Consider the following 23682-nt stretch of genomic DNA (forward strand, 5'->3'; position numbering starts at 1 on the left):
GAAAATTATGTGATCCCCACCCGGCCAACCGTGCTCCTGTGCTACCGTTCACATATCAATCGAGATGTCTACAAGCACATGAAATGAGGCAACTGATGTCCACGCCAGTTTCCGCCAACTCCTCAAAGAGCGGTAAGCGCGAGCTCCGCCGCTCCCCACTCGGCCCGGACTCGCTCCTGTGGAAGTGGGGTTCTGACCAGCGCATCCAGCTCCTTCGCGGGTACACCGGCGTCATGCAGAACATGCACCCAGCCATCGGCCAGTCGCTGCTGGACCACTCCAAGTTTTTCGACGAGCCGTTCGCCCGCCTGGAGCGCTCCACCCCGCAGATCATCATGTCCATCTACGACGACGGAGACCTGGGCAAGCAGATCCGCGACTACCACACCACCATCAAGGGCACCCTGCGCAACGGCGAGCGCTACCACTCCATGAACCCCGAAACCTTCTGGTGGGCGCACGCTACGTTTGTCTACCGCGTCATCTACGCCCAGGAGCTCTTCGGTACCCCCTTCACCCACGAGGAGAAGGACCAGATCGTGCGCGAGGGCGTGACCTGGTGGGACCACTACGGCATGTCTGAGCGCCCGGTCATCGACAACTACGACGACCTCGTGGCGTACATGGACGAGATGGCCGACACCGTCCTCGAGCGCAACGAAACCGTCGACTTCGCCCTGCGAACCGCCCGCGACGAGATGATCACCCCGCCGGAAGGCGTCTCCCCGAAGGTGTGGAAGATCATTTGGAAGCCGATCATGCGCAGCGTCATCTGGCTCACCTACGGCACGATCCCCGCAAAGGAGCGCGCCATCCTCGAGCTCGACTGGTCCGCAAAGGACCAAAAGCGCTTCGACCGCATTGCCAAGCTGGTGAAGAAGGTCTTTGACATCCTCCCGGAGGACAAGCGCTACATGGAGCCGGGCCGGTCCCAGATGATCAAGCACGGCATGATCTCCGGCGAGTACAAGGAGCCGAAGGACATCCGCCCGTACCAGGGCAACGGCGACGAGGACCCAGAAGCAGAGCTCAAGGCCGCAGACGGCCTCACCGTCTCCGCACGCAAGCAGCGCAGCACGCTTGACGACGATGCCGACGCCGTCGCCGCCCGCCGCGCAGCCGGCTGCCCGTTCTAACCAGGAGTGAGCGCAAACTTCATGCCAATTCATCGTTTGAAGGAACAGCCGCTCCCGGAACATTTCCTGGAAATGCTGCTCAACTTGACCACCAACCGCGCGACGGGCTCGCTCGACGCCAGCGAGCGCCAAGATGTCACGTCCCCCTTCGTCGACCAGCCCATCGGCTGGGTCGGGGCCGGCACCGCCGCGGACGTCGATGAGGCGTTCCGCCGCGCCCGCACCGCCCAACGGGAGTGGGCCGCGCGCGACATCGCAGACCGGGTCGCTGTGCTCGAGCGCTTCCACGACCTGGTGTACCGCGAGCGGGAGCTGCTCGCGGACATCGTCCAGCTTGAAACCGGCAAGGACCGCACCGCCGCGTTCGACGAAGTCCTCGACGTCATGAACAACGCCCGCTACTACGCCAACACTGCGGAGCGCCTGCTCACCACTTCGAGCCGGGCGGGAGCGTTCCCCCTGATTACCAAGACGGCCGAGCAGCGCGTGCCCAAAGGCGTCGTCGGCCAAATCAGCCCGTGGAACTACCCGCTCGCGCTCGGCGTCTCAGACGCGGTGGCCGCCCTCATCGCCGGCAACGGCGTCGTGGCAAAGCCGGACTGGCAGACCCCGTTCTCCAACCTCATCTCGCTCCACCTGCTCATCCAGGCGGGCCTGCCGCGCGACCTCTTCCAGATCGTCACCGGATCCGGCGAAGAGGTCGGCGGCGCGATCGCCGCGCAGTGCGACTACCTCATGTTCACCGGCTCCACCAAGACCGGCAAGCTGCTTGGCAGGACGGTCGGCGAGCGCCTCGTCGGGTTCTCGGCAGAGCTCGGGGGCAAGAATCCGATGCTAATTGCCCCGGACGCTGACGTCGATAAGCATATTGACACGATCGCCACCGCCTGCTTTTCTAACTCCGGCCAGCTTTGCGTGTCTATTGAGCGCATCTACGTGCCCGACGCGCTCTTCGACCGCTTCATCGCCGCATTCCGGCGCGCCGCGGAGTCCATCACCCTGGGCAAGGGGCTGAACTGGGATTACGAGATGGGCTCGCTCATCAACCAGGCCCAGCTCGACCGCGTGCAAGCATTCGTGGACGATGCGTTGGCCAAAGGCGCAACCGTAGTGACCGGTGGCAGGGCGCGCCCGGACATCGGTCCCTTCCACTTCGAACCAACCATCCTCACCGGCCTCGGCGAGGGCACCGACCTGGCCACCCAGGAAGTCTTCGGCCCGGTCGTATACGTCCAGCGCGTGCGCGACATGGACGAGGCCGTCAAGCTGTCCAACGCAACCTCCTACGGCCTGAACGCCTCCGTCTTCGGCGCGCCGAAGACGGCGTGGGCCCTCGCCCAACGCATCGAGTCCGGCAGCGTGACCATCAACGACGGTTACGCCTCCACCTGGGCCTCCATCTCCACCCCGCTCGGCGGTGTGAAAGAATCCGGCCTAGCCCGCCGCCACGGCCCCGAGGGCCTGACCAAGTACACGGAACCAAAGAACATCTCCCAGCAGCGAATCATGCCGATGCGAGGCCCCGCGCAGCTCCCCCGCCGCTACTACGGCACGCTGCTCACTACGGCGCTCAACCTGGGCAAGAAGCTGCGGTTCCTCCCCTAGCGTTCGCATTCGCTTATCGACGCAACAACGCCTCCCCACCAGCGCGCAGCCGGTTCGGGGAGGCGTTTGCCGTCGCGGGGTCGACCTACTCCTCGACGGGGACCAGGGAGATCTTGCCGCGGTTGTCAATGTCGCGGATCTCCACCTCAACCTTGTCGCCGACGTTGATCACGTCTTCAACATTCTCAATGCGGGTGTTGCCACCCAGGTTGGAGATGTGGATCAGGCCGTCGGTGCCCGGCAGGATGGACACGAAAGCGCCGAAGGCAACCGTCTTCACCACGGTGCCCAGGTAGCGCTCGCCCACCTTCGGCATCTGCGGGTTCGCAATCGCGTTGATCTTCTCAATTGCGGCGTCGGCAGCCGAGCCCTCGGTCGCAGACACGTAGATGGTGCCGTCGTCCTCGATGGTGATCTCCGCGCCGGTTTCCTCCGTGATGGAGTTGATCGTCTTACCCTTCGGCCCAATGACCTCGCCGATCTTCTTCACCGGAACGGTCACCGTCGTGATCTTCGGGGCCAGCGGGTTCATCTCGTCGGGGCCCTCGATGACCTCGGACATGGTGTCCAGGATGGTCTCGCGGGCCTCGTAGGCCTGCTCCAGCGCGCCGGCGAGGACGTCAGACGGGATGCCGTCCAGCTTGGTGTCCAGCTGCAGGGCGGTGATGAACTCGCTGGTGCCGGCGACCTTGAAGTCCATGTCGCCGAACGCATCCTCTGCACCCAGGATGTCCGTCAGGGTGACGTACTCGGTCTCGCCGTCAACCTCGCCGGACACCAGGCCCATGGCGATGCCTGCCACCGGCGCCGCCAGCGGCACGCCCGCGTTGTACAGCGACAGGGTCGACGCGCACACGGAGCCCATCGACGTCGAGCCGTTGGAGCCCAGCGCCTCGGAGACCTGGCGAATCGTGTACGGGAAGTCATCCTTGGACGGGATGACCGGCAGCAGCGCGCGCTCGGCCAGCGCACCGTGGCCGATCTCGCGGCGCTTCGGGGAGCCGACGCGGCCCGTTTCGCCCGTGGAGTACGGCGGGAAGTTGTAGTGGTGGATGTAGCGCTTCGTATCCTCCGGGTGCAGCGAGTCGATGTGCTGCTCCATCTTCAGCATGTCCAGCGTGGTCACGCCGAGGATCTGGGTCTCGCCGCGCTCGAACAGTGCGGAGCCGTGTGCGCGCGGCACCAGCTCGACTTCCACCTCGAGGTCGCGGATGTCGGTGACCCCGCGGCCGTCGATACGGAAGCCCTCGGTGAGGATCTTCTCGCGCACAATCTTCTTCTGCACTGCGTTGTACGCGGCGCGGATCTCCTTGGACATGGCGGTGACCTCAGCGTCATCGTCGTCCACGTCAAACTTATCCAGGAGCGTCTCCTCGATCTCCTCCATGTACTCGTTGGAGGCGTCCTCGCGCTCGGCCTTGGACTTGATGGTCATGATCTTGGCCAGCTTCTTCGCGGCCTTCTTCTCCACCTGCTCGTAAACCTTGTCGGTGTACGGCGGGAAAAGCGGGAACTCCTTGGTCTCCTTGCCCACTTCCTGAGCCAGGTCGGCCTGCGCCTTCGCCAGCGTCTGAATGTACGGCTTCGCAGCCTCGAGGCCCTCAGCAACCGTGGACTCCTTGGGCGCCGGGTAGCCGTCCTTGACCAGCTGCACGACGTTCACGCCAGCGCCGGCCTCCACCATCATGATGGCAACGTCTTCCTCGGTCTTCTTACCGCGCTTGCGCTCCACCATGCGGCCTGCCACGACCATCTCAAACAGCGCGCGCTCGTGCTGCGCAGCGTTGGGGAAGGCGACCCACTGTCCCTCCGGGTGCTTATCATCCGCAATCAGCGCCATGCGCACACCGCCGACGGCGCCGGAGACCGGCAGCCCGGACAGCTGCGTAGCCGCGGAGGCACCGTTGATGGCCACCACGTCGTAGTACTCGTCAGGCGCCATGGACATGACAGTGATCACGCACTGCACTTCGTTGCGCAGCCCCTTGGCAAACGTCGGGCGCAGCGGGCGGTCGATCAGGCGGCAAGCCAGGATCGCCTGTGTGGTCGGGCGGCCCTCGCGGCGGAAGAACGAGCCCGGGATACGGCCGGCGGCGTACATGCGCTCCTCCACGTCGACCGTCAGGGGGAAGAAGTCGAAGCCCTCGCGCGGCTGGTTCGACGCGGTGGTGGTGGCCAGCATCATCGTGTCATCGTCCAGGTAGGTGGTCACCGACCCGTCCGCCTGGCGGGCGAGCTGACCGGTCTCAAAACGAATGGTGCGGGAGCCAAAGTCGCCATTGTCCAGCGTGGCAACCGCCTCAGTAATCCCGAACTCCTCGTCCACGTGAATGTCGTACGAGTTCTTGGGCGTAAAGGTGCTCAAAAGATCTCTCTCCTCGAGTCTCGTCGTGGCGGTCATCGGTGCCGCCGGTTCGTATGCGTTCATCTACAACGGCAAACATCATACCAGCTCGACCGTGCAAGGCACGCTTCTCTGCACCTCCCCACCGCGCACAAAACCCGCCGCCTCGTCCCGGGAACGTGTCGGCGGACAGCGTCCCGATTCGAAAGCGGCGGGTTGGTGCGTCTCCGCCCGGTAACACCGGGCGGGCTCTCAGCTGTGCTTAGCGGCGCAGGCCCAGGCGAGCAATGAGGTCGCGGTAGCGCTCAACGTTGTTCTCGCGCAGGTACTTCAGCAGACTGCGGCGACGGCCGACCAGCAGCAGCAGACCACGGCGGGAGTGGTGATCGTGCTTGTGATCCTTCAGGTGCTCGGTCAGGTTGTTGATGCGCTCGGTCAGCAGCGCAACCTGCGCCTCCGGGGAACCGGTGTCGGTCTCGTGGACGCCGTACTCCTTGAGGATTTCGGCCTTCTTCTCAGTGGACAGTGCCATGAGTATGCTCCTTATATTTCAGTCCGCATTCTTCGGTGTTCTCATGCCCTGCGGGACTGCTGCGAACCACAGTCTGTGCCCCGGAACGCTCCGGTGACAGGGCCAGCGGAACATACTACCGGAGCGCTACCGCCCTCCCCAAATCGCGCTACTTCGCGGCCGCGTCACGCCCCGGGGTCCGCTGTGCAAGCCCGGTCAACCGGCGCATGAACTCGGCGAGGAAGCGCTCGACGTCCACGCCCACCGCCACGTGCCCGGTCTTCGCCGCGTCATTGAGCCGGGCTTCGTCGCCAATCGTGCGCCCCCGCGTCTCGCCCTCCGTGTCCGTCTTCAGGTTGATGTCCAACGTCTCCACCAGGTTCGGGTCCGCCGCCACCGCCACGGCGAGCGGGTCGTGGAGTCCGCACCCACCCAGGTACGGCGCGGTGGTCTCATAGGCCTTGATGTAGTAGTCCGTCGCGGTGGCCAGGAAGTCGCCGCCGGTCGTGCCCAGCGCCTTCCACTCCGCGGTCTCCTTGGATGTCAGCAGCGTTTGCAGCGTCACATCCAGGCCAACCATCGTAATGTCCTTCGCGTTGCGGAACACTAGGTCAGCGGCCTCGGGGTCCTGGTTAATGTTGGCCTCGGACCACTGCGTCACGTTGCCGGGCACGGTGAGCGCTCCACCCATGATCACGATGTGCGCGTTGTCCGCAAACGTCGGGTCCGCCTCCATCGCCGCGGCCACCGTGGTGAGAGGACCCACAGGCACAATCACCAGCTCGTCGCCGTACTGGCGCACAGACTCCACCATGAACTCCACGGCGGACTGCTCCTCCACCGCACGCGAGGCGTCCGGAATCTGTGCCTCGCCGATACCGTTCTTGCCATGGATGAACTCGGAGATCTCCATGACCTCGAAGGAATCGCGGGCGCGCGCGTGGTCCGGCCCCGCGTAGACCGGGATGTCGGTGCGGCCGAACAGCTCCAGGATGGCAAGCGAATTCCTCGTTCCGGTGGGGACCAGCACATTGCCGTAGGTCCCCGTCACGCCGATGAGGTCCAGGTCCTCGGAGCCGAGTGCGTACGCAATCGCCAGCGCATCGTCGATGCCGGTGTCCACGTCCAGGATGAGCTTGCGTGCCATGGTTGGGTCCTTTCGCTGCGAAGACTGTCGTGCCCCCGACAATAGCGCGCCCCTACTCCGCGGCGAGGATCTCCCGGGTACGCGCGACGTCGCGAGCCATACTCTCCAGCAGCTCGTCCACCGAGTTGAACTTCACCATGTCGCGGACCTTGTCCACAAACTCCACGCGCGCCATCCGTCCGTACAGATCGGCGTCGCGATCCAGAATGTAGGACTCGACGCTGCGGCGGGTATCACCAAAGGTCGGGTTCGTGCCCACCGAGATCGCCGCCGGGTAGCGCACCCCGGGCTCGATGTCGCCGTCAATGGGGGCGTCATCAATGATGGTGACCCAACCGGCGTAGACACCATCCCCGGGCAGCGCCGACATCTCCTCGACGTACTGATTCGCCGTGGGGTACCCCAGCTCGCGCCCACCCCGGCCCGCGCCGCGCTCGATGACGGAGATCACCGAGAACGGCCGGCCCATGTAGTCCGTCGCCAAGCCGATATTCCCGGCCGTGAGCTCGTCGCGGATGGCGGTCGAGCAGATGCGCACGTCGCCGTCGTTGAGCAACTGCACGATGGTCACCTCGAGGCCGTGGCGCTCGCCCAGCTGCGCCATCGTCTGCGCGGTGCCGGCGGCGTCCTTGCCAAAGGTGAAGTTTTCGCCCACGACCACCTCGAGGGCGCCGAGCCGCCCCTGCAGCACCTCGGTGACGTAGTGCTCAGGACTGTCGCCTGCCAGCTCCTCGCGGAAGTCGATGACCAGGAGGTAGTCCACGCCGAGCTCCGCGATCTGCCGGGCACGCTCCTCAATGGGAAGCAAGGCGACGGGGGCACGATCGGGGGCGAAAATACTCACCGGGTGCGGGTCGAACGTCATCACCACGCACGGCACGCCACGCTCGCGCGCCCTGTCCACGGCGGTGCTGATGAGCAGCTGGTGCCCGCGGTGCACGCCGTCGAACACGCCGATGGTGACCACGCAACCGCCGTCCGCCTTCAGATGTGCTGGGACGCTTCCAAGCCCGTGCAAAATATCCACGCGCAATAGCGTACGGCATACTGGAAAACCATGACCGATCCCCTCGCAACCTCTGGAATCGTCGTGGTAGACAAGCCCGCGGGCATGACAAGCCACGATGTTGTAGCGAAGCTGCGCCGCGCATTTTCCACCCGCAAGGTGGGGCACGCCGGCACGCTCGACCCGATGGCCACCGGCGTGCTTGTCGCCGGGATCGAGCGCGGCACCAAGCTGCTCGCCCACCTCGTCGCGCACGACAAGCGCTACGAGGCCACCATCAGGCTCGGCCAGTCCACCACCACCGATGACGCGGAGGGCGAGCTCACTGCGGAGCATGACGCAGCAGCCATCACCGACGGGCAGATTGCCGCCGAGATCACTGCCCTGACCGGCGACATCATGCAAAAACCCACCGCGGTCTCCGCCATCAAAATCAACGGCAAGCGCGCGCACGAGCTGGTCCGCGAGGGCAAAGACGTGGACATCCCCGCCCGCCCGGTCACCATCTTCGCCTTCGACACCCACGAGGTCAGCAGGCAGGGCTCGCTTATCGACGTCACCGTGACCGTCCACTGCTCCTCCGGCACCTACATCCGCGCTCTCGCCCGCGACCTGGGCGCCGCGCTCGGCGTCGGCGGTCACCTCACGCAACTCCGCCGCACCAGCGTTGGCGCATTTTCGCTTGCCGACGCCACGCCGCTCCCCGTCCTCCAAGACTCCCCCGCTCTTTCGCTCACCCTGGACGAGGCGCTCACTCGCGCCTGGCCGGTGCTCCCGGTCAGCGACGACGAGTACCAGGCACTCGCGCTGGGGAAATGGCTCGAACCGCGCGGGCTGCAGGGCGTGCACGCCGCCCAGGGGCCGGACGGACGCGTCGTGGCCCTGGTCAAGGAGAAGGGCAAGCGCCTGTCCACGGAGTTCGTGGCTCGCCCGGCAACCCTGGGCTAAATCGCCTACTCCACGAAGACGGAGGCGATGATGTAGCCGTCGCCAGCTACCCAGCGCCCCTCAAACAGCGGTGCCGGGGTGGGCCGGGCCAGGATGTAGGACGAAAACGTGCCGTCGGTGCGCAGCACGATGTCGGCGTCCTCGAATCCGAGCCAGCGGCGCGTCATGGGAAACCAGCACTTGTACGTCGCCTCTTTGGCGCAGAAGAGGAGCTTGCTGGCCCACTCGAAGCCTTCTTCCTCCAGCTCGCGCAGCATCGCCCGCTCGGTGGGCCTGGCGATGCGGGGCACCACCTCGCTCGGCAGCGGGACCGCGGGCTCGACGTCGAGTCCCATGGACCGTACGTGCCGTGTCGGTGCCGCCACCGCCGCGCGAAAGCCGGTTGTATGCGTGAGCGACCCGGTGTAGCCGTGCGGCCACAGCGGCATCCCGCGCTCGCCGCGCAGAATCACGCCCGCGTCGCTGCAGCCCAGCTCCTTGAGCGCCTCGTGGGCGCACCAGCGCGCGTCGCCGAACTCGCCCTTGCGCTTGTCCACGGCGCGGCTGACAAGCTCTTGTTCACTGGGGTGGAGATCCTCGTAGTGGGTCAGGTCTCTGCGCTCATTCGTACGCAGGTACACAAACCGGGCCTCGGGGGGAAACAATGCCAGGTTCTGCATCTAGGCCCCCAGTTCCATGACCGGGTACGGGAACTGCACCCCTGCAGGGTGGCGCTGCCACTCGCGCGGGTACCCGAGCGAGACCTCGATGTGGTCCACGCCGTCCACCTCCACGACGCCGGGCATGTGCAGGTGCCCGTACACCACTGCGCGGGCGTTGTAGCGCTTTGGCCAAGATCGCGTATGCCTCGTCCCGCACCACAGCGCAATCTCGGACCACTGCATCCGCAGCGTCGGCTCCTGCACCAGCGGCCAGTGGTTCACCATGATGGTGGGCCCGCTGATTCGTGAGAGCCGCTTCGTGGTGTACGCGAGACGATCCCAGCACCACGCGCGCACGTCCACAAACGGGGCGATGGCGTACTGGTCCGTCATCACGATGTTCTTTTCCTTCGCCGCCTCGATGGCCTCCTCGACCGTCATTCCGGGGCCACGGAATGAGTAGTCGTACAGCGTGAACAACGGGGCGACGGTAACGCCACCGAAGACGGGGAACTGGTCCTCTGGGGTGACCACACCCAGCTCGCGCATGGACTGCACCAGTGCGGTGTACTTATCGCGGCCGCGGTAGCGGTCCGCGCTGCGGGCGAACAGCTCGTGGTTGCCCGGCACCCAGATCACCGTGTCGAACCTTCCGGCCATCTCCGCCATCACCTGCACGATCAACTCGTGGCGTTCCGCCACGTCTCCGGCCACAATCAGCCAGTCCGACGGGTCCGCGGGCTGGATCTGGGCGATCTTCGGCCCGTTCCGCTTCACCGCTGCGTGCAGGTCGCTCACTGCCCAGAGGGTGGTGGTCATGCGCTCGCCTTTCGGGTCTTGCGCTCTGCTCCTGTCTGTGCCCATTCGTCGCCCCGGAAGCGGATGACCACGCCGACCAGGCGCAGCAGCACCGAGGCGAGGTGCCCGGCCCAGATGCCGACCAGGCCCCACCCGAACGCCACCGACAGCAGCGTGAGCGGGAGGAAGGCGCCAAGTACGGAGGCGATGGTGATGTTGCGAAGGTACGCCGCGTCGCCGGCCCCGAGCAGCACCCCGTCCAGGGCGAAGACGACGCCGCCGGTGACAATCATGGCGATGAGCAACCACCACGGGATGGTGAGGGCGTCGTGGACGGCTGGGTCCTGGGTGAAAATGGACTGCAGGGGGGCGTCGAAAAGCGTGAAGACCAACGCCAAGACCACGCCGAAGCCGACGGAGAACCGGGTGGCCTGCGCGCCGACGGAGCGTGCCTCAGCGACGCGCCCCTTGCCCAGCGAAGCCCCGGTGAGCGTTTGCGCGGCGATGGCCATCGAGTCGAGGACGAGCGTGAGGAAGTTCCACAGCTGCAGGAGGATCTGGTGCGCGGCAAGCGTCGCGACGCCAAACCGGCCGGCCACCGCCGCCGCGGCGAGGAACGAGATTTGGAAGGACAGGGAGCGCAGGATCAGGTCGCGCCCCAAGACGAGCTGCTCACGCATCACGCGCCAGCGCGGCCCCCAGCTGCCGGCGTGCTCGCGGAGCAGCATGGTGAGGAAGAGCGCGGCCGTGATGCCCATGCCCAGCAGGTTGGCCATCGCGGAGCCGATCAGGCCGAACTTTCCCACCAAGATGGGCAGCGCGATCGCGCCCGGAATGAGTCCGCACAGTGTGAGGAGGAACGGAAGCCGCGTGTTTTGCACACCTCGCATCCAGCCGTTGCCCGCCATGATGATGAGCGTGAGCGGGATGGCAAACGCGGAGACATGCATCCACCGCGCGGACTCCTGGGCCGTGGCCGCGTCATTGGTGAGCGCCAGCGCGATCGGCTGCGCGAACAACCAGATGATGGTGGCGAGCGCGAAGCCGACGCCGAGCGCCACCCACGTGGCCTGCACGCCTTCCGCCACGGCGGCCTCGCGCTTCCCCGCGCCGAACAGGCGGGAGCTGCGCGCGGTCGTACCGTAGGACAAGAACGTGAGCTGGGTGGTCACCGTGGACTGGATCGTGGTGCCTGCGGCGAGGGCCGCCAGCTCCGCGGTGCCCAGCCGACCGACCACGGCGGTGTCCAGCAGCAGGTAGAGGGGGTTGGCCGCCAGCACACCCAGTGCCGGCAGGGCCAGGGCGAGAATCTTGCCAGGGGTGACCGTCGCGTCGTTGCGTTGCGCCATCACGGCAGCGTGCACTCTCCTTATCGGTTAGCGTTCGGGAAGTTTTGGGCTGCTGGCTCGTGTTGGGAGGCAGCGCGCTCTTCGCGCGTAGGCAGCGCAGCGATCAGGTCCCGCACAACCATGTCCTGCGATCCGTACGCCGTGTACCCCGCGGCCGGGATGTGCCCGCCGCCCCCAAGGGCCTGGGCCAGCTTGGATACGTCGATCACAGTCGAGCGCAGCGACACCGCCCAGTGCTTCGGGCCGTTCTGCTTGAGCACCATACCCACGTCGGAGCCTTCCAGCACGCGGGCGTAATCAATGATGGTTTCCACCGTGGTTTGGCTCATGCGAGCCAGCGCCTCCGCCGGAATGGTGAACACGCTGACAACGAGCCCCTCCTGGCGGAAATTCTGCAAATCCGCCAGCACTCCGCCCATGATCTGCAGGTCGCGGGGGCTTGCTTTGTCGATCAAGTCCATGGTGAGTTGCCGGGTGTCCAGGCCGTATTCCATGAGCTCGGCGGCAAGCGTGTGCATTCGCGGTGTCCCCCAGCGGAAGCTGCCCGTGTCGGTGACCAGCCCGGCGTACAGGCAGTACGCGATCTCAGAATCCAGCTCCACGCCAAGGTGCGTGAACAGCTCGCGGATAATGGTCGTGGTGGACTCAGCATCTGCGATGAGGTTGTGGGCACCGAAACCCGGGTTGGTCTCGTGGTGGTCGATCACCACGACCCGGTCGCGCTCGGCGTCGATCTGCTCGCGCAGCAGGCCGGTGCGGTCCACGGACGCGCAGTCCACGGTGACGATGAGGCCGTCTGCGGGCAGGTGCGACCCGTAGGTGATGTCGTCCACACCAGGCACAGTTCGCAGGTTGCCCGGGTGCGGATAGGTCTGCCCGATGTAGACACGGGCGTCCTTGCCCAGCTTGCGCAGCCCCGCCGCCAGGCCGCACGCGGAGCCGACTGCGTCGGCATCCGGCTTGATGTGCGCTACGACGGAGATGCGCTCCGCGCCGCGCAGCACTTCGGCGACCTGCCCCAGCTGCTCCCCGACTGCCGGGGTGTCCGCGAACAGTCCGCCCATTACTGCCCGGACTCTGCGTCGCCGCTGATCTTGTACGGGTTACCGTCTCCGGCCGGAGTCGCGTTGGCGCGCAGACGCGCGGTCTCCGCGTCGCGGGCGCGCGCCCGGTTCAACAGCTCCTCCATGCGCGCGGAGGCCTCCGGCACGGTGTCGAGCTCGAACGCGAGCGTCGGCGTGAAGCGCACGGCGAGCTGGTCGCCGACCTTCTTGCGCAGCTGGCCGCGGGCGCGGTGGAGCGCCTGCGCCGCCCCGTCGAAGTCCGGCTCTTCGTCGATGTCGCGACCACGCACTGTGTAGTACACAGTCGCGTCGTGCAGGTCGCCGGTGACGCGAACGTCGGTGATGGTGACCAGCTCCAGACGCCGGTCTTTGACCTCTCGCTCAATCGCAGACGCCACGATCGCGTGAATCTGCTTGGCAAGGCGCTGTGCGCGCGGGTTTTCAGCCATGTCATCATCTCCTTCTTCGCGTAAGCGTCTCTAGTCTAGACGCTCGCATGTGCTTATCGACGCCACGCTGCCCGCACCCCAGCGTCATGCCGGGGCCGGGCAGCGTGCTTCCCTCTTTCTGCGCGTTATGCGCTAGTCGCGGGGAACCTCGACCATCTCGTAGACCTGGATCTGGTCGTCCACCTGGATGTCCGGGTAGGACAGGACCATACCGCATTCGTAGCCCTTGGCCACCTCGGTGACATCGTCCTTCTCGCGACGCAGCGACTCGATCGTTGCATCCGGGGTGATGACGTTGCCGTCGCGCACGAGGCGCAGCTTCGCGCCGCGCTTGACGTGGCCCTCGGTGACCATGCAGCCGGCGATGAGGCCGACGGAGGATGCCTTGAAGATCTGGCGGATCTCCGCGGCACCAACCTCGCGTTCCTCGTAGATCGGCTTGAGCATGCCCTTGAGTGCGGCCTCCACCTGGTCGATGACCTCGTAGATCACCGAGTAGTAGCGGATCTCCACGCCCTCGTTGTTGGCCTCCTCGGTCGCCTTGCCCTCAGCGCGAACGTTGAAGGCGACGATGACCGCGTCGGAAGCGGCAGCCAGGACCACGTTGGTCTGGGTGACGGCACCAACACCGCGGTCGATGATGTTCACCTCGACCTCGTCGTCCACCTCGATCTTGAGCAACGCCTCCTCCAGGGCTTCCACCGAACCGGCGTTGTCGCCCTTGAGGATGAGGTTGAGCTGGCTCGTCTCCTTGAGCGCCTGGTCCAGGTTCTCCAGGGAGACACGCTTCTTCGTGCGCGCCTGCATCGCTGCGCGGTGGCGGGCGTCGCGCTGCGCCGCAATCTGGCGCGCCACGCGGTCGTCCTCCACCACGAGCAGGTTGTCGCCCGGGCCGGGAACGCCGTTGAGACCCTGCACCTGCACCGGACGGGACGGCTCGGCTTCCTGCACGTCGTTGCCCCACTCGTCGACCATGCGGCGCACGCGGCCGAAGTTGCCGCCGACGACGATGGAGTCGCCGACGCGCAACGTACCGCGCTGCACGATCACGGTGGACACCGGGCCGCGTCCGCGGTCCAGGTGGGACTCGATGGCCACGCCCTGCGCGTCCATGTCCGGGTTCGCGGTCAGCTCCAGCGCAGCGTCGGCGGTGAGCAGGACGGCCTCCAGGAGGTCGTCGATACCCGTGCCCTGCTTCGCAGAGATGTCGATGAACATGGTGTCGCCGCCGTACTCCTCGGGGATGAGGCCGTACTCGGTGAGCTGGCCGCGGATCTTATCCGGCTGTGCCTCCGGCTTATCCACCTTGTTCACGGCAACCACGATGGGCAGGTCCGCCGCCTTGGCGTGGTTGATCGCCTCAACGGTCTGCGGCATGACGCCGTCATCCGCAGCGACGACCAGGATGGCCAAGTCGGTCGACTTCGCACCGCGGGCACGCATGGCGGTAAACGCCTCGTGACCAGGGGTATCCAGGAACGTGATCTTGCGCGGCTCGTCCTCGAGGGTGACCTCGGTCTGGTACGCGCCGATGCCCTGGGTGATGCCGCCTGCCTCGCCGCGGCCCACGTTCGCCTTGCGGATCGAGTCCAGCAAGCGAGTCTTACCGTGGTCGACGTGGCCCATCACGGACACGACCGGAGGACGCTGCTGGAGATCCTCGTCGTCGCCTTCGTCCTCGCCGAACTGCAGGTCGAAGGACTCGAGCAGCTCGCGGTCCTCGTCCTCAGGCGAGACGATCTTCACCTCGTAGTTGATCTCCGCGCCCAGGAGCTGGAGGGTCTCCTCCGGCACCGACTGGGTCGCCGTGACCATCTCACCGAGGTTGAACAGCGCCTGCACGAGTGCCGACGCCTCCGCGTTGATCTTCTCCGCAAAGTCGGACAGGGTTGCGCCCTGGCGCAGGCGCACGGTCTTGCCGTCGCCGTCCGGGAGACGAACGCCACCGATGACGTTCGGCTTGTGCATCTCCTCGTATTCGGCCCTCTTCTGGCCCTTGGACTTGCGACGACGCCCCGGTGCGCCACCCGGACGCCCGAATGCGCCCGCGGTGCCACCGCGACGACCGCCGCGTCCGCGGAAGCCACCGCCGCCGCCACGGTTCGGGCCGCCCGGGCCACCACCGCGTCCGCGACCGCCGCCACCGTTGCCGCGTCCACCGCGGGTACCGGCAGCCTTCGCCGGCATCTGCTTCGGCGACGGAGCTGCAGCCATATCAGCGGGCGACGGACGACGGCCGCCACCAGCACGAGTTCCGCCCTGGCGCTGACCGCCTTGGCCCTGGCCACCCTGACCCGGGCGCTGTCCGCCCTGGCCGCGACCACGGCCACCACCTTGGTTGCCCTGGCCCTGGCCGCCACGGCCGCCACCGGGGCGCGGCGCCGGGCGCGGAGCGGAGGTGTTGGACGAGAACGGGTTGTTCGCCACCTTCGGACGACCGCCAGGCTTTGCCACCGGTCGCGGCATCGAGCCCGGCGTCGGCGCAGCGCCCTGGCCCGGCTTCTTCGCCGCAGGCTTCGGCGCGCCAGGCTTCGGGGCGCCAGGCTTGTTCGCCGCAGGCTTCGGTGCACCAGGCTTGGGAGCGCCCGGCTTCGGGGTGCCACCCTGCGCAGCCGCAGCGCCCTGGCCCGGCTTCTTCGCCGCAGGCTTCGGCGCACCCGGTTTCGGGGCGCCAGGCTTGTTCGCCGCAGGCTTCGCGGCCCCCGGCTTCGGGGCACCGCCCTGCGCAGCCGGAGCGCCCTGGCCCGGCTTTTTCGGCGCACCCGGCTTCGGGGCACCAGGCTTCTTTGCGGCAGGCTTCGCGGCCCCCGGCTTGGGGGCACCGGGCTTCGGAGCGGCCTTCGCACCGCTGTCGCCCTCGGCCTTCCCACCGGATTCCTTCTCCTGGTAGTAGGCCGTCATCTTCTTCACCACTGGCGACTCAATGGTCGACGAAGCGGTCTTTACAAACTCGCCTTGTTCCTTCAACGTGGCGAGCAGTTCCTTGCTAGTAACGCCAAGCTTCTTGGCAAGCTCGTGTACGCGTAACTTTCCGGGCACGTGTCTCCTTGTTGTTGTGCTAGGAGACGGTGCCCGCCGAACCCGTGGCTCGTGCGGCTACCGACCCCTAGACGTGGTCATTGACTTTCATCGCTGATGCTGCTTCACGGTTGTGTACTCATCAGTGTTCGGTCTTCCTTACTTGCGTTGGGTCGTTCGCCAGATTGGCGAGGTACGTGTGTACATGACCTAGGTCCGCCGGAGCGGACAGACGGAACGCCCTGCCGAAGGCACGGCGTTGCTCCGCCAGCTCGACTGCTTCCCGCGTCGGCGTGATCCACGCTCCCCTGCCGGGCAATGACCGGCGTGGGTCGGCGAGGATCCGGCCGGGCGCCTCGGGGTCCTGAACGAGTCGCAGTAGCTCGGTGTCGGGCAGCACGTCGCGGGTAGCAATGCAGGTACGAGTACGGATGGGACGCTTGCGCGTAACGCTCATCCACAACCCTTCCTGTTGCTCGACGTACAGTCCTGCCCACACCCAACTACTGCGACCGGGAACGCGACACGTCTCGGCGCACGGGAAATAAGCCGCGTCCTAGCCTACGCCATTGCGGCGCTAAACAATACTTACGGCGGTCAGCAGGGTTCCTGCCGGCCCCGGGGCATTGCTTCTCGACGCTCATGCGCTCCCCAGCTACGCCCCGCTACTCCGCGGCTGCGTCCGTATCGGCGTCGGAGTGGATGTCAATCTTCCACCCCGTGAGTCGCGCTGCCAGACGGGCGTTCTGGCCCTCCTTGCCGATGGCCAGCGACAGCTGGTAGTCCGGCACGGTCACCCGAGCCATCTGCGCGTCGCGGTCCAGGATGTCCACCTTGACCACTTTGGACGGCGCCAGCGAGTTGCCCACATAGGTGGCCGGGTTCTCGGAGTAGTCGATGATGTCGATCTTTTCCCCGCCCAGTTCCTTCATGATGTTGGACACACGCGCGCCGCGCGGGCCGATGCAGGCACCCTTTGCGTTGACGCCCTTGACGGTGGCACGCACCGCGACCTTGGAGCGGTGGCCGGCCTCGCGAGCGATCGCGATGATCTCCACGGAACCGTCCTCTACCTCGGGCACCTCGAGCGCAAACAGGCCGCGCACCAGCTCCGGGTGCGTGCGCGACAGGTTGACCTGCACATTGCGCTCACTCTTGTTCACGCCCACCACATACGCCTTGACGCGGTCGCCGTGGGTGAGGCGCTCGCCCGGAATCTGCTCAGCGGGCAGGAGAATGCCGTCCTGCGGATCCGCCTCGGTGCCCAGCTGGACGATGGTCAGGCCGCGTGCCTCCGCGTTGGCGTCGCGCTGCACCACGCCGGAGACGACGTGGCCCTCGAACTCTGAGTAGGCGGTGTAGACACGCCCTGCCTCCGCTTCGCGCAAGCGACGCTTGATGGCGTCGCGCACCGCGGGAGCGCCGATACGGGAGAAGTTGACCGGCGTGCTGTCGTACTCAGAGACGACCTCGCCGTCCTCGTCCAACTCGCTGACCATGACGTGCACATCGCCGGTGTCTGGGTCGATGTCCACGCGAGACTTGGTGTTTTCGTCCGGCTTCCCGTCACGGTAATCCAGGTACGCAAACAAAAGCGCGCTCGCGATGGTGGTGAGCAGGTCGTCGACAGCGATGCCCTGCTTGTCCTCAATCACTTTGAGCGCGTTCAAGTCAATATTCACTTGTTGTTCCTTCCAGGTAAGCCGGGTGAGCCCCGGAGCTTACTCGTCTCCTACTTCTTCGTACGCAGCGTCGACCAGCTCCTGCTCGGCAGCCGGTGGCGCTTTGAACTCAATTTCTACCACTGCCTTCGGCATTTCGGAAACCAGGCGGGTTTCCACGCGCGGCTGCTTGGCGCCGCGCTCGATGAGCACGACACGATCCTCAGCATCGTTGAGCGCACCGATGCGCCACGTCTCCTTCTTTCCGTCGGCGTCCAGCAGGGCGACGGCTCGGCCGCGGTTCCGGCGCCAGTGCCGCGGCGCGGTCAGCGGCATGTCCACCCCGGGCGTGGTCACTTCGAGGGTGTAGCCGGCGCCGAAGTTGAGGTCCCCGGCGGACTCGTGGGCGTCGAAAAGCTCACTGAGCTCGTTGGAAACGACCTCCAGCTCGTCCAACGTGGGGTGCTCGTCGCCGTCGAGGGCGACGACCACCTGTGATTTCTTGCCGGCGCGCACGGCGCGGATCTGCTCAACATCCAGGTCGTGGTTGCGCGCGATGGGGGTGACAATGTCCTCGAGCTGCTCGGGTGTAGGAAAAGCCATGGCCCCCACCCTATCGTGTACGGTTTTGCGGGTGAAGAAACTCGTCGCCCTTGCTATGTCCGCCCCCGTCGCGCTTTCGCTCGCATCCTGCGACGCGCTCGATGTGGTCGGGCCGCGCCCCAACGCCGACCTCGTCGCGCTCGCCCAGCAGGCAGTCGCCGATGAGCAGGCGCTTGGCGACGCCCCGCTCGCCCACACCCGCGCCATGCAGGCGCAGCAGCTGTTCGACGAGGTTGAGCGCCTCTGCGGCACCACCGAGTCCGGCGAGTTGCCGAGCACCTGCAAGGTGGAACGCACGCCCGGCGAGTCGGCGGGCAACCCCGACGAGGTGTCCGCGGCCGACCACGCGGCGGACGCGCTTACGGAGGCAGCCGCAGACGTGCCGGAGGAATCCGTCGCGCTGGTGACTGCCCAGGCGATCGATCTGCGCGTGGCAGCTGGAGCGGAGCCCGCTGCAGACGCAGACAGCGCAGACTCCGAGATCACCAACGAGGCCGACCTGGACGCCGCCCGCGAGATGCTGCGCCGGGAGTACGCGGCGCAGTACGGCTTTTCCATGGCCACTGCGTACGCGGACGACGCGCTTGACCAGCGACTCGAGGCGCTGCGCGACGCCTCCGACGAGCGTGTGCGCGCCCTCGTCACCGCGCTCGAGCCCAGCGGCGACGTCCCGGAGGCCGCCCCGGGCTACGTATTCGAGGGCGTCCCGGCGCCTGCCGACGTCGCCTCCGCCGGCGCCTACGCGCAGACCCAGCAGCAGGCGCTCACTGACCAGTGGCGCGCCACCGCCGCCAACGCCGAGGGCCCCCAGTTCCGTCGCCTGGCTATTCAGCTCGCCGCAGAGTCGCAGGGGGCGTAGCCCAGCCAGGTTGGCAGGGCGGGGGTGGCCGCCCCGGGCGCTACTGCGCCAGCTGCTCCGCGACCAGCTCGCGGACCTTCTCCACGACCTCGTCGGCCGGCACCTCGAGCGTTTCGCCACCACGGATACGCAGCTCCACGTTTCCGTCCGCGAACGCGCGACCCAGGATCACAATGAACGGCATGCCGAGGAGCTCGGCATCCTTGAACTTTACGCCTGGGGAAACCTTCGGGCGGTCGTCGAAAAGCACCTCGAGCCCGGCATCTGAGAGCTCAGCGGCGATCTGATCGCCAGCCTCGAGCGCTGCCTTGTCCTTGTTGGCCACCGCCACGTGGACCTGGTACGGCGCGATCGCGACCGGCCAGACCAGCCCCTTGTCATCGTGGCGTTGCTCGGCCACCACCGCCATCATGCGAGAGACACCGATGCCGTAGGAGCCCATCGTCGGCACGGCGCGCTTGCCGTTCTCGTCCAGGATCTGCACGTCCATGGCCTCGGTGTACTTGCGGCCCAGCTGGAAGATGTGGCCCAGCTCGATACCGCGCGCCAGCTGCACAGTGCCGTTGCCCTCGGGCGCCGGGTCGCCCTCGCGGACCTCGGCGGCCTCGACGAAGGCGTCGACGGTGAAGTCGCGGCCGGCGACCAGGCCCACCATGTGCTTCTGCGGGGCGTCCGCGCCGGTGATCCAGCTGGAGCCCTCGACCACGCGCGGGTCCGCGAGCACCCGCACGCCGTTGGCCTGCAACGCGCGCGGGCCGACGTAGCCCTTGACCAGGAAGTCGGTGTTCTTGAAGTCTTCGTCGCTGGCCAGCTCGAAGGTCGCCGGCTCGAGCGCTGCCTCCAGGCGCTTCTCGTCCAGTTCGCGATCGCCTGGCAGCAAGACCCCGGTCAGCTGCGGGCCGACCTTGTTGCCGTCCTCGTCCACCGCGCGCGGGTCGTCGACCTTGATCACCATGCACTTGAGGGTGTCGGAGGCCTGGACGGGCGCGCCGTCAACAAGCACCTGCTCCTTGTTGGCCCACTCCACGAGCGCATCGATGGTCTCGGAGGCCGCGGTGTCGTACTCCTGCGCCTCCGGCTGACCCTCGATCGGGGTCGCGGCCGGCGGGACCGTGACAACGGCTTCCACGTTTGCGGCGTAGTCGCCCTCGGAGGAGACGACGAAGGTGTCCTCGCCGTTTTCGCTGTACGCGAGGAACTCCTCGGAGGCCGAGCCGCCCATCGCGCCGGAGGTGGCCTTACAGATCTCGTAGCGGATGCCCACGCGGCCGAAAATGCGCTGGTAGGTCGCGCGGTGCTTCGCGTACGACGCGTCCAGGCCCTCGTCCGACATGTCGAAGGAGTAGCTGTCCTTCATCACAAACTCGCGGCCGCGCAGGATGCCCGCGCGCGGACGCGCCTCGTCGCGGTACTTGGTCTGAATCTGGTACAGCGTGACCGGGAAGTCCTTGTAGCTGGAGTACAGATCCTTCACCGTCTGCGTGAACATTTCCTCGTGCGTGGGGCCGAGCAGCATGTCGGCGCCCTTGCGGTCCTTGAGGCGGAACAGGTCGTCGCCGTACTCGTCCCAGCGGTTGGTCGCCTCGTACGGCTCCTTCGGCAGCAGCGCGGGGAAGAGCAGCTCCTGGCCGCCCATCGCGTCCATCTCCTCGCGCACAACGCCCTCAATCTTGCGCATCGTGCGCAGACCAAGCGGCAGCCACGAGTACACGCCCGGCGCGGCACGGCGGATGTAGCCGGCGCGAACGAGCAGCTTGTGGCTGGGGACTTCGGCGTCGGCGGGGTCTTCGCGCAGGGTGCGCAGGAACAGCTGAGAGAGGCGTGTAATCATGCGCACAATCCTAGCGCTAAGGTTGTGAGCCATGCTGATCGTCCTCCCACCTTCCGAGACCAAGGCGCCCGGCGGCCAGGACGCACCGATGAGCGTGTCCTTTCCCGCGCTCGACCCGATCCGCACCGGCCTCATTCGCGACCTCACGGCGCTGCCCGTCGAGGAGATGATGGCCGAGCTGAAGATCCCCGCTTCCAAGCGCGCGGAGGCGGAGGAAAACCTGCACCTGGCTCAGGCCCCGGTGATGCCTGCCATCTTCCGCTACACGGGCGTGCTTTTCGACGCCCTGTCCGCCCCCACCCTCCCCACTGCCTGCCTGGAGCGCTTAGCGGTCGGCTCCGCGCTCTTTGGTGTCGTGCGCGCCGGCGATATGATCCCCCGTTACCGGCTCTCCGGCGGTGCCCGCCTCGGCGGCGCCACGCTGAAGTCCCGCTGGGGCACCGCGATTACCGACGTCCTCGCAGACTTCCCCTTCGTCGTCGACCTCCGCTCCGGCACGTACCAAAAGCTCGGCCCCGTCCCCGGCGCGGCCACCGTGCGCGTCGAATCCGTGCAGCCCGACGGGTCGCGCAAGGTGGTCAGCCACTTCAACAAGCAGTACAAGGGTGAGCTTGCCCGGGCCCTCGCGCTTGGCGACGCCACCGTGACCTCCCCCGACGATGTCGCCCACGTCGCCCACGCCGCCGGCTTGACCGCGGAAGTGCACGGCACCCAGGTCACGCTGGTCGTGTGAGGTGCATTTCCGTGAGGTCGAGCATGCGGGTGACGGCGGTGAGGAACGCGTGGGCGTCGGCAAGCAACTGCTCCGGCGACACGCGAACCACGACATAACCGGCGTTCTGGAGGTGCTTCTCGCGCTCCCGTTCCTCGCGGATCGCTGCGTCGGTCGGGGCGAAGGTGGTGCCGTCGTATTTTTGCGCGCCGTCGATCTCCACGATGAGGCGACCGCGCAGCAGGTCCGCCATGTACAGGTTGGGCGGGACGGCAATGCGCGCGTTGACCTGCCAGTCGCCGATGCCTGCCTGTAGCAGCAGCGCGCGGGCGTAGGACTCGTAGGGCGACAGGGAATTGTCCACCGCGTGCGCGATCACCCGGCGTAGCGTCTCGATGCCCCGGATACGACCCAGCCTGGCTGCATGCTCCTCGACCCGGTGCCGTGGTATGCCCTCGCGGAGAAGCCAGTCCATCGCGACGAGTCCTTCTGCGAAGCCATGACGCAAAGCGATCTCGAACACGGTGGTCAGCGGATCCGTCGTGCGGAGACGATCGAAGCTGCGCGGTGCAGTATTTCCTGGCGACCTATCCCGGTACACCACACCCGGCGGCCACTGCTTCCGAGACGGCGCCTTCCCTCGCTGTGCTACTAGCTCCACTGGTTCCGGTGTCGTGGCAATTACCCAGATATCGAGGAGTCGTGCCGCCGATCGCCCGGACAACACGGCTTTCGGCACTGTGCAACCGACCGAGTACGCCTCCAGCCACCGCTTCTCGTGGTATCGCAACTCCTTCCATTCCGTCACGCTGATGAAAAACCGTGTTGACACCTTATGGAACGCCACCGGGTGCCTCCGGTATGCGAGCCAATCGTGTTCACGCTTCCTGTCCATGAGCTTGTTCGCCAGCTCTCGCTTCCTCCCCGAATCCATACTGGTGTTTCTATCAGATGTCGTCTGTTTCGTCTATCTGTCGGGGGCTCTTCTTCCATAACAAGGGTGCAAATGGCGCTAGCTCCGTTTGGCCGTCGGGTGGAATCACGACCTGGGGTTTCTCGCCGCGACGTTTTGCAAATGGCGCTAGCTCCATTTGGAGTTCGCGCCAACTCACGAACTGGGGTTTCTCGCCGCGACGTCTTGCAAACGGCGCTAGCTCCGTTTGAAGTTCGCGCCAACTCGCGACCTGGGGTTTTCCACACGCCCGGCGCACAAATGGAGCTAGCTCCGTTTGTCAGCCGCACCGCCTCCCGCCTACGCTCACCTCATGCAAGCCCGCAAGTACTACGCCGCCACGGTCTTCGTCTACCTCGCCACGCTGGCGTACATACTGCTGCGTTGGGACTCCATCCCGGACCCGATCCCGGTGCATTTCGACATCGCGGGCAACCCCGACCAGTACACGCCAAAGACGTTTTTCGGCGCGACCGCCTTACTCTGGATCGGCGCAGTCATCTCAACCGCAGTCGCCTGCTGCGTGCCGCCACGCGCCATGGTTCGCCGCACCACGGATGTACCGAGCACCTCCCCGATCCCGTTTTCGGAGGCCAACGCGGCACGTGTCGAACTACTCACCGATAAGACGGCCACCTTCGTCTCCCAAACCATCTTTGGCATGGCGGTGTGCATGTGCCTGAGCGCGCTCTCGTCAGCTCACCTCACTCCGTTCAACTGGCTGCTCCCCGCAGTCTGGATCGTGTTCACCATCGGCGTCGTGGTGCTCGCTATCGCGTTGACGCTCAACACCGGCAAGCAGGTCCTGGCGCTGCCCACAGACGAGGACGAGCAGATCCGCAACGAGCACTTCCGCTACGCCGGCGGCATGGGCGTCTACAGCGAGTCGCAGGACCCGGCGCCGATCGCGGTATTCCCGTCCAACCCAGGCAAACTCCAGATCAACACCGCGCACGAGCAGGGTCGCCGCTACCTGTGGCGGGCTGGCATCGCGATCACAGCGTCCGCAGTGGCCTGCATCGTCTTCGCCGCCGTCATGTAAGCGAGA

Annotated in this window: 21 protein-coding genes; 6 read left to right on the forward strand and 15 right to left on the reverse strand. The window is 66.4% G+C overall.

Features of this window, described 5'->3' with window-relative positions:
* Positions 1-95: 95 nt before the first annotated feature.
* Together FPH17_RS01425 and FPH17_RS01430 are read left to right on the forward strand one after the other, a co-directional pair.
* A complete protein-coding gene (locus tag FPH17_RS01425; RefSeq protein WP_238397088.1) occupies positions 96-1136 on the forward strand; it encodes an oxygenase MpaB family protein in 1041 nt (346 codons plus the stop codon).
* A 21-nt stretch (positions 1137-1157) separates the two neighbouring features.
* The gene (locus FPH17_RS01430; protein WP_154878400.1) at positions 1158-2741 is read left to right on the forward strand and encodes a succinic semialdehyde dehydrogenase; all 1584 of its coding nucleotides are present in this window, start codon (positions 1158-1160) and stop codon (positions 2739-2741) included.
* A gap of 85 nt (positions 2742-2826) precedes the next feature.
* Here the strand turns inward: FPH17_RS01430 and FPH17_RS01435 are convergent, their stop codons facing one another.
* From FPH17_RS01435 to FPH17_RS01450, 4 genes are all read right to left on the reverse strand, one after another.
* Positions 2827-5142, reverse strand: coding sequence for a polyribonucleotide nucleotidyltransferase (locus FPH17_RS01435; protein WP_095534964.1), 2316 nt, complete (start codon positions 5140-5142; stop codon positions 2827-2829).
* A gap of 205 nt (positions 5143-5347) precedes the next feature.
* Positions 5348-5617, reverse strand: coding sequence for a 30S ribosomal protein S15 (rpsO, locus tag FPH17_RS01440; protein ID WP_095277357.1), 270 nt, complete (start codon positions 5615-5617; stop codon positions 5348-5350).
* 148 nt (positions 5618-5765) lie between these two features.
* Positions 5766-6743: a nucleoside hydrolase gene (locus tag FPH17_RS01445; RefSeq protein WP_154878401.1), complete on the reverse strand. Its 978-nt coding sequence runs from the start codon at positions 6741-6743 to the stop codon at positions 5766-5768.
* Between the two features lie 52 nt (positions 6744-6795).
* Complete coding sequence (locus tag FPH17_RS01450) at positions 6796-7770, reverse strand: bifunctional riboflavin kinase/FAD synthetase (protein WP_154878402.1); 975 nt, start codon at positions 7768-7770, stop codon at positions 6796-6798.
* 30 nt (positions 7771-7800) lie between these two features.
* Here FPH17_RS01450 and truB point away from each other — a divergent pair, with 30 nt between their 5' ends.
* Complete coding sequence (gene truB, locus FPH17_RS01455) at positions 7801-8697, forward strand: tRNA pseudouridine(55) synthase TruB (protein ID WP_095545864.1); 897 nt, start codon at positions 7801-7803, stop codon at positions 8695-8697.
* Between the two features lie 5 nt (positions 8698-8702).
* On the opposite strand, the gene FPH17_RS01460 is transcribed toward truB, so the two are convergent.
* The 9 genes from FPH17_RS01460 to rimP form a co-directional block, all read right to left on the reverse strand.
* Positions 8703-9356: a 4'-phosphopantetheinyl transferase family protein gene (locus tag FPH17_RS01460; protein WP_154878403.1), complete on the reverse strand. Its 654-nt coding sequence runs from the start codon at positions 9354-9356 to the stop codon at positions 8703-8705.
* A complete protein-coding gene (locus FPH17_RS01465) occupies positions 9357-10157 on the reverse strand; it encodes a metallophosphoesterase family protein (RefSeq protein ID WP_095277369.1) in 801 nt (266 codons plus the stop codon). It abuts the gene before it with no gap.
* Positions 10154-11485 (reverse strand): MATE family efflux transporter, encoded by a 1332-nt coding sequence (locus FPH17_RS01470; RefSeq protein ID WP_095545866.1) that lies wholly within the window; start codon positions 11483-11485, stop codon positions 10154-10156. Before FPH17_RS01470 ends, FPH17_RS01465 begins: the two co-directional genes overlap by 4 nt.
* 20 nt (positions 11486-11505) lie before the next feature.
* Entirely contained in the window at positions 11506-12549 is a 1044-nt protein-coding gene (locus FPH17_RS01475) for a DHH family phosphoesterase (RefSeq protein WP_154878404.1), read from the reverse strand.
* Entirely contained in the window at positions 12549-12998 is a 450-nt protein-coding gene (gene rbfA, locus FPH17_RS01480) for a 30S ribosome-binding factor RbfA (RefSeq protein WP_154878405.1), read from the reverse strand. The genes FPH17_RS01475 and rbfA overlap by 1 nt, the downstream gene beginning before the upstream one ends.
* Positions 12999-13130: 132 nt before the next feature.
* Complete coding sequence (infB, locus tag FPH17_RS01485) at positions 13131-16037, reverse strand: translation initiation factor IF-2 (RefSeq protein ID WP_154878406.1); 2907 nt, start codon at positions 16035-16037, stop codon at positions 13131-13133.
* Between the two features lie 121 nt (positions 16038-16158).
* Positions 16159-16473 (reverse strand): YlxR family protein, encoded by a 315-nt coding sequence (locus FPH17_RS01490; protein WP_095277380.1) that lies wholly within the window; start codon positions 16471-16473, stop codon positions 16159-16161.
* Positions 16474-16681: 208 nt separating this feature from the next.
* A complete protein-coding gene (gene nusA, locus FPH17_RS01495; RefSeq protein WP_154878407.1) occupies positions 16682-17698 on the reverse strand; it encodes a transcription termination factor NusA in 1017 nt (338 codons plus the stop codon).
* Positions 17699-17737: 39 nt separating this feature from the next.
* Positions 17738-18280, reverse strand: a complete 543-nt coding sequence (gene rimP, locus FPH17_RS01500) for a ribosome maturation factor RimP (protein WP_154878408.1) — start codon at positions 18278-18280, stop codon at positions 17738-17740.
* A 31-nt stretch (positions 18281-18311) separates the two neighbouring features.
* Here rimP and FPH17_RS01505 point away from each other — a divergent pair, with 31 nt between their 5' ends.
* A complete protein-coding gene (locus FPH17_RS01505) occupies positions 18312-19139 on the forward strand; it encodes a hypothetical protein (RefSeq protein WP_154878409.1) in 828 nt (275 codons plus the stop codon).
* A gap of 40 nt (positions 19140-19179) precedes the next feature.
* On the opposite strand, the gene FPH17_RS01510 is transcribed toward FPH17_RS01505, so the two are convergent.
* Complete coding sequence (locus tag FPH17_RS01510; protein ID WP_154878410.1) at positions 19180-20970, reverse strand: proline--tRNA ligase; 1791 nt, start codon at positions 20968-20970, stop codon at positions 19180-19182.
* A gap of 31 nt (positions 20971-21001) precedes the next feature.
* Here FPH17_RS01510 and FPH17_RS01515 point away from each other — a divergent pair, with 31 nt between their 5' ends.
* On the forward strand, positions 21002-21703 hold the full coding sequence (locus FPH17_RS01515) for a YaaA family protein (protein ID WP_154878411.1): 702 nt from the start codon (positions 21002-21004) through the stop codon (positions 21701-21703).
* On the opposite strand, the gene FPH17_RS11835 is transcribed toward FPH17_RS01515, so the two are convergent.
* Positions 21687-22157 carry a DUF559 domain-containing protein gene (locus FPH17_RS11835; protein ID WP_167496752.1) on the reverse strand — a complete coding sequence of 157 codons (471 nt, stop codon included), beginning with the start codon at positions 22155-22157 and terminating at the stop codon, positions 21687-21689. The genes FPH17_RS01515 and FPH17_RS11835 overlap by 17 nt on opposite strands.
* 790 nt (positions 22158-22947) lie before the next feature.
* Here FPH17_RS11835 and FPH17_RS01525 point away from each other — a divergent pair.
* The gene (locus FPH17_RS01525) at positions 22948-23676 is read left to right on the forward strand and encodes a DUF1648 domain-containing protein (RefSeq protein ID WP_154878413.1); all 729 of its coding nucleotides are present in this window, start codon (positions 22948-22950) and stop codon (positions 23674-23676) included.
* Positions 23677-23682: the final 6 nt, after the last annotated feature.

This window comes from Corynebacterium gottingense (assembly GCF_007559235.1).
GTDB lineage: Bacteria > Actinomycetota > Actinomycetes > Mycobacteriales > Mycobacteriaceae > Corynebacterium > Corynebacterium gottingense.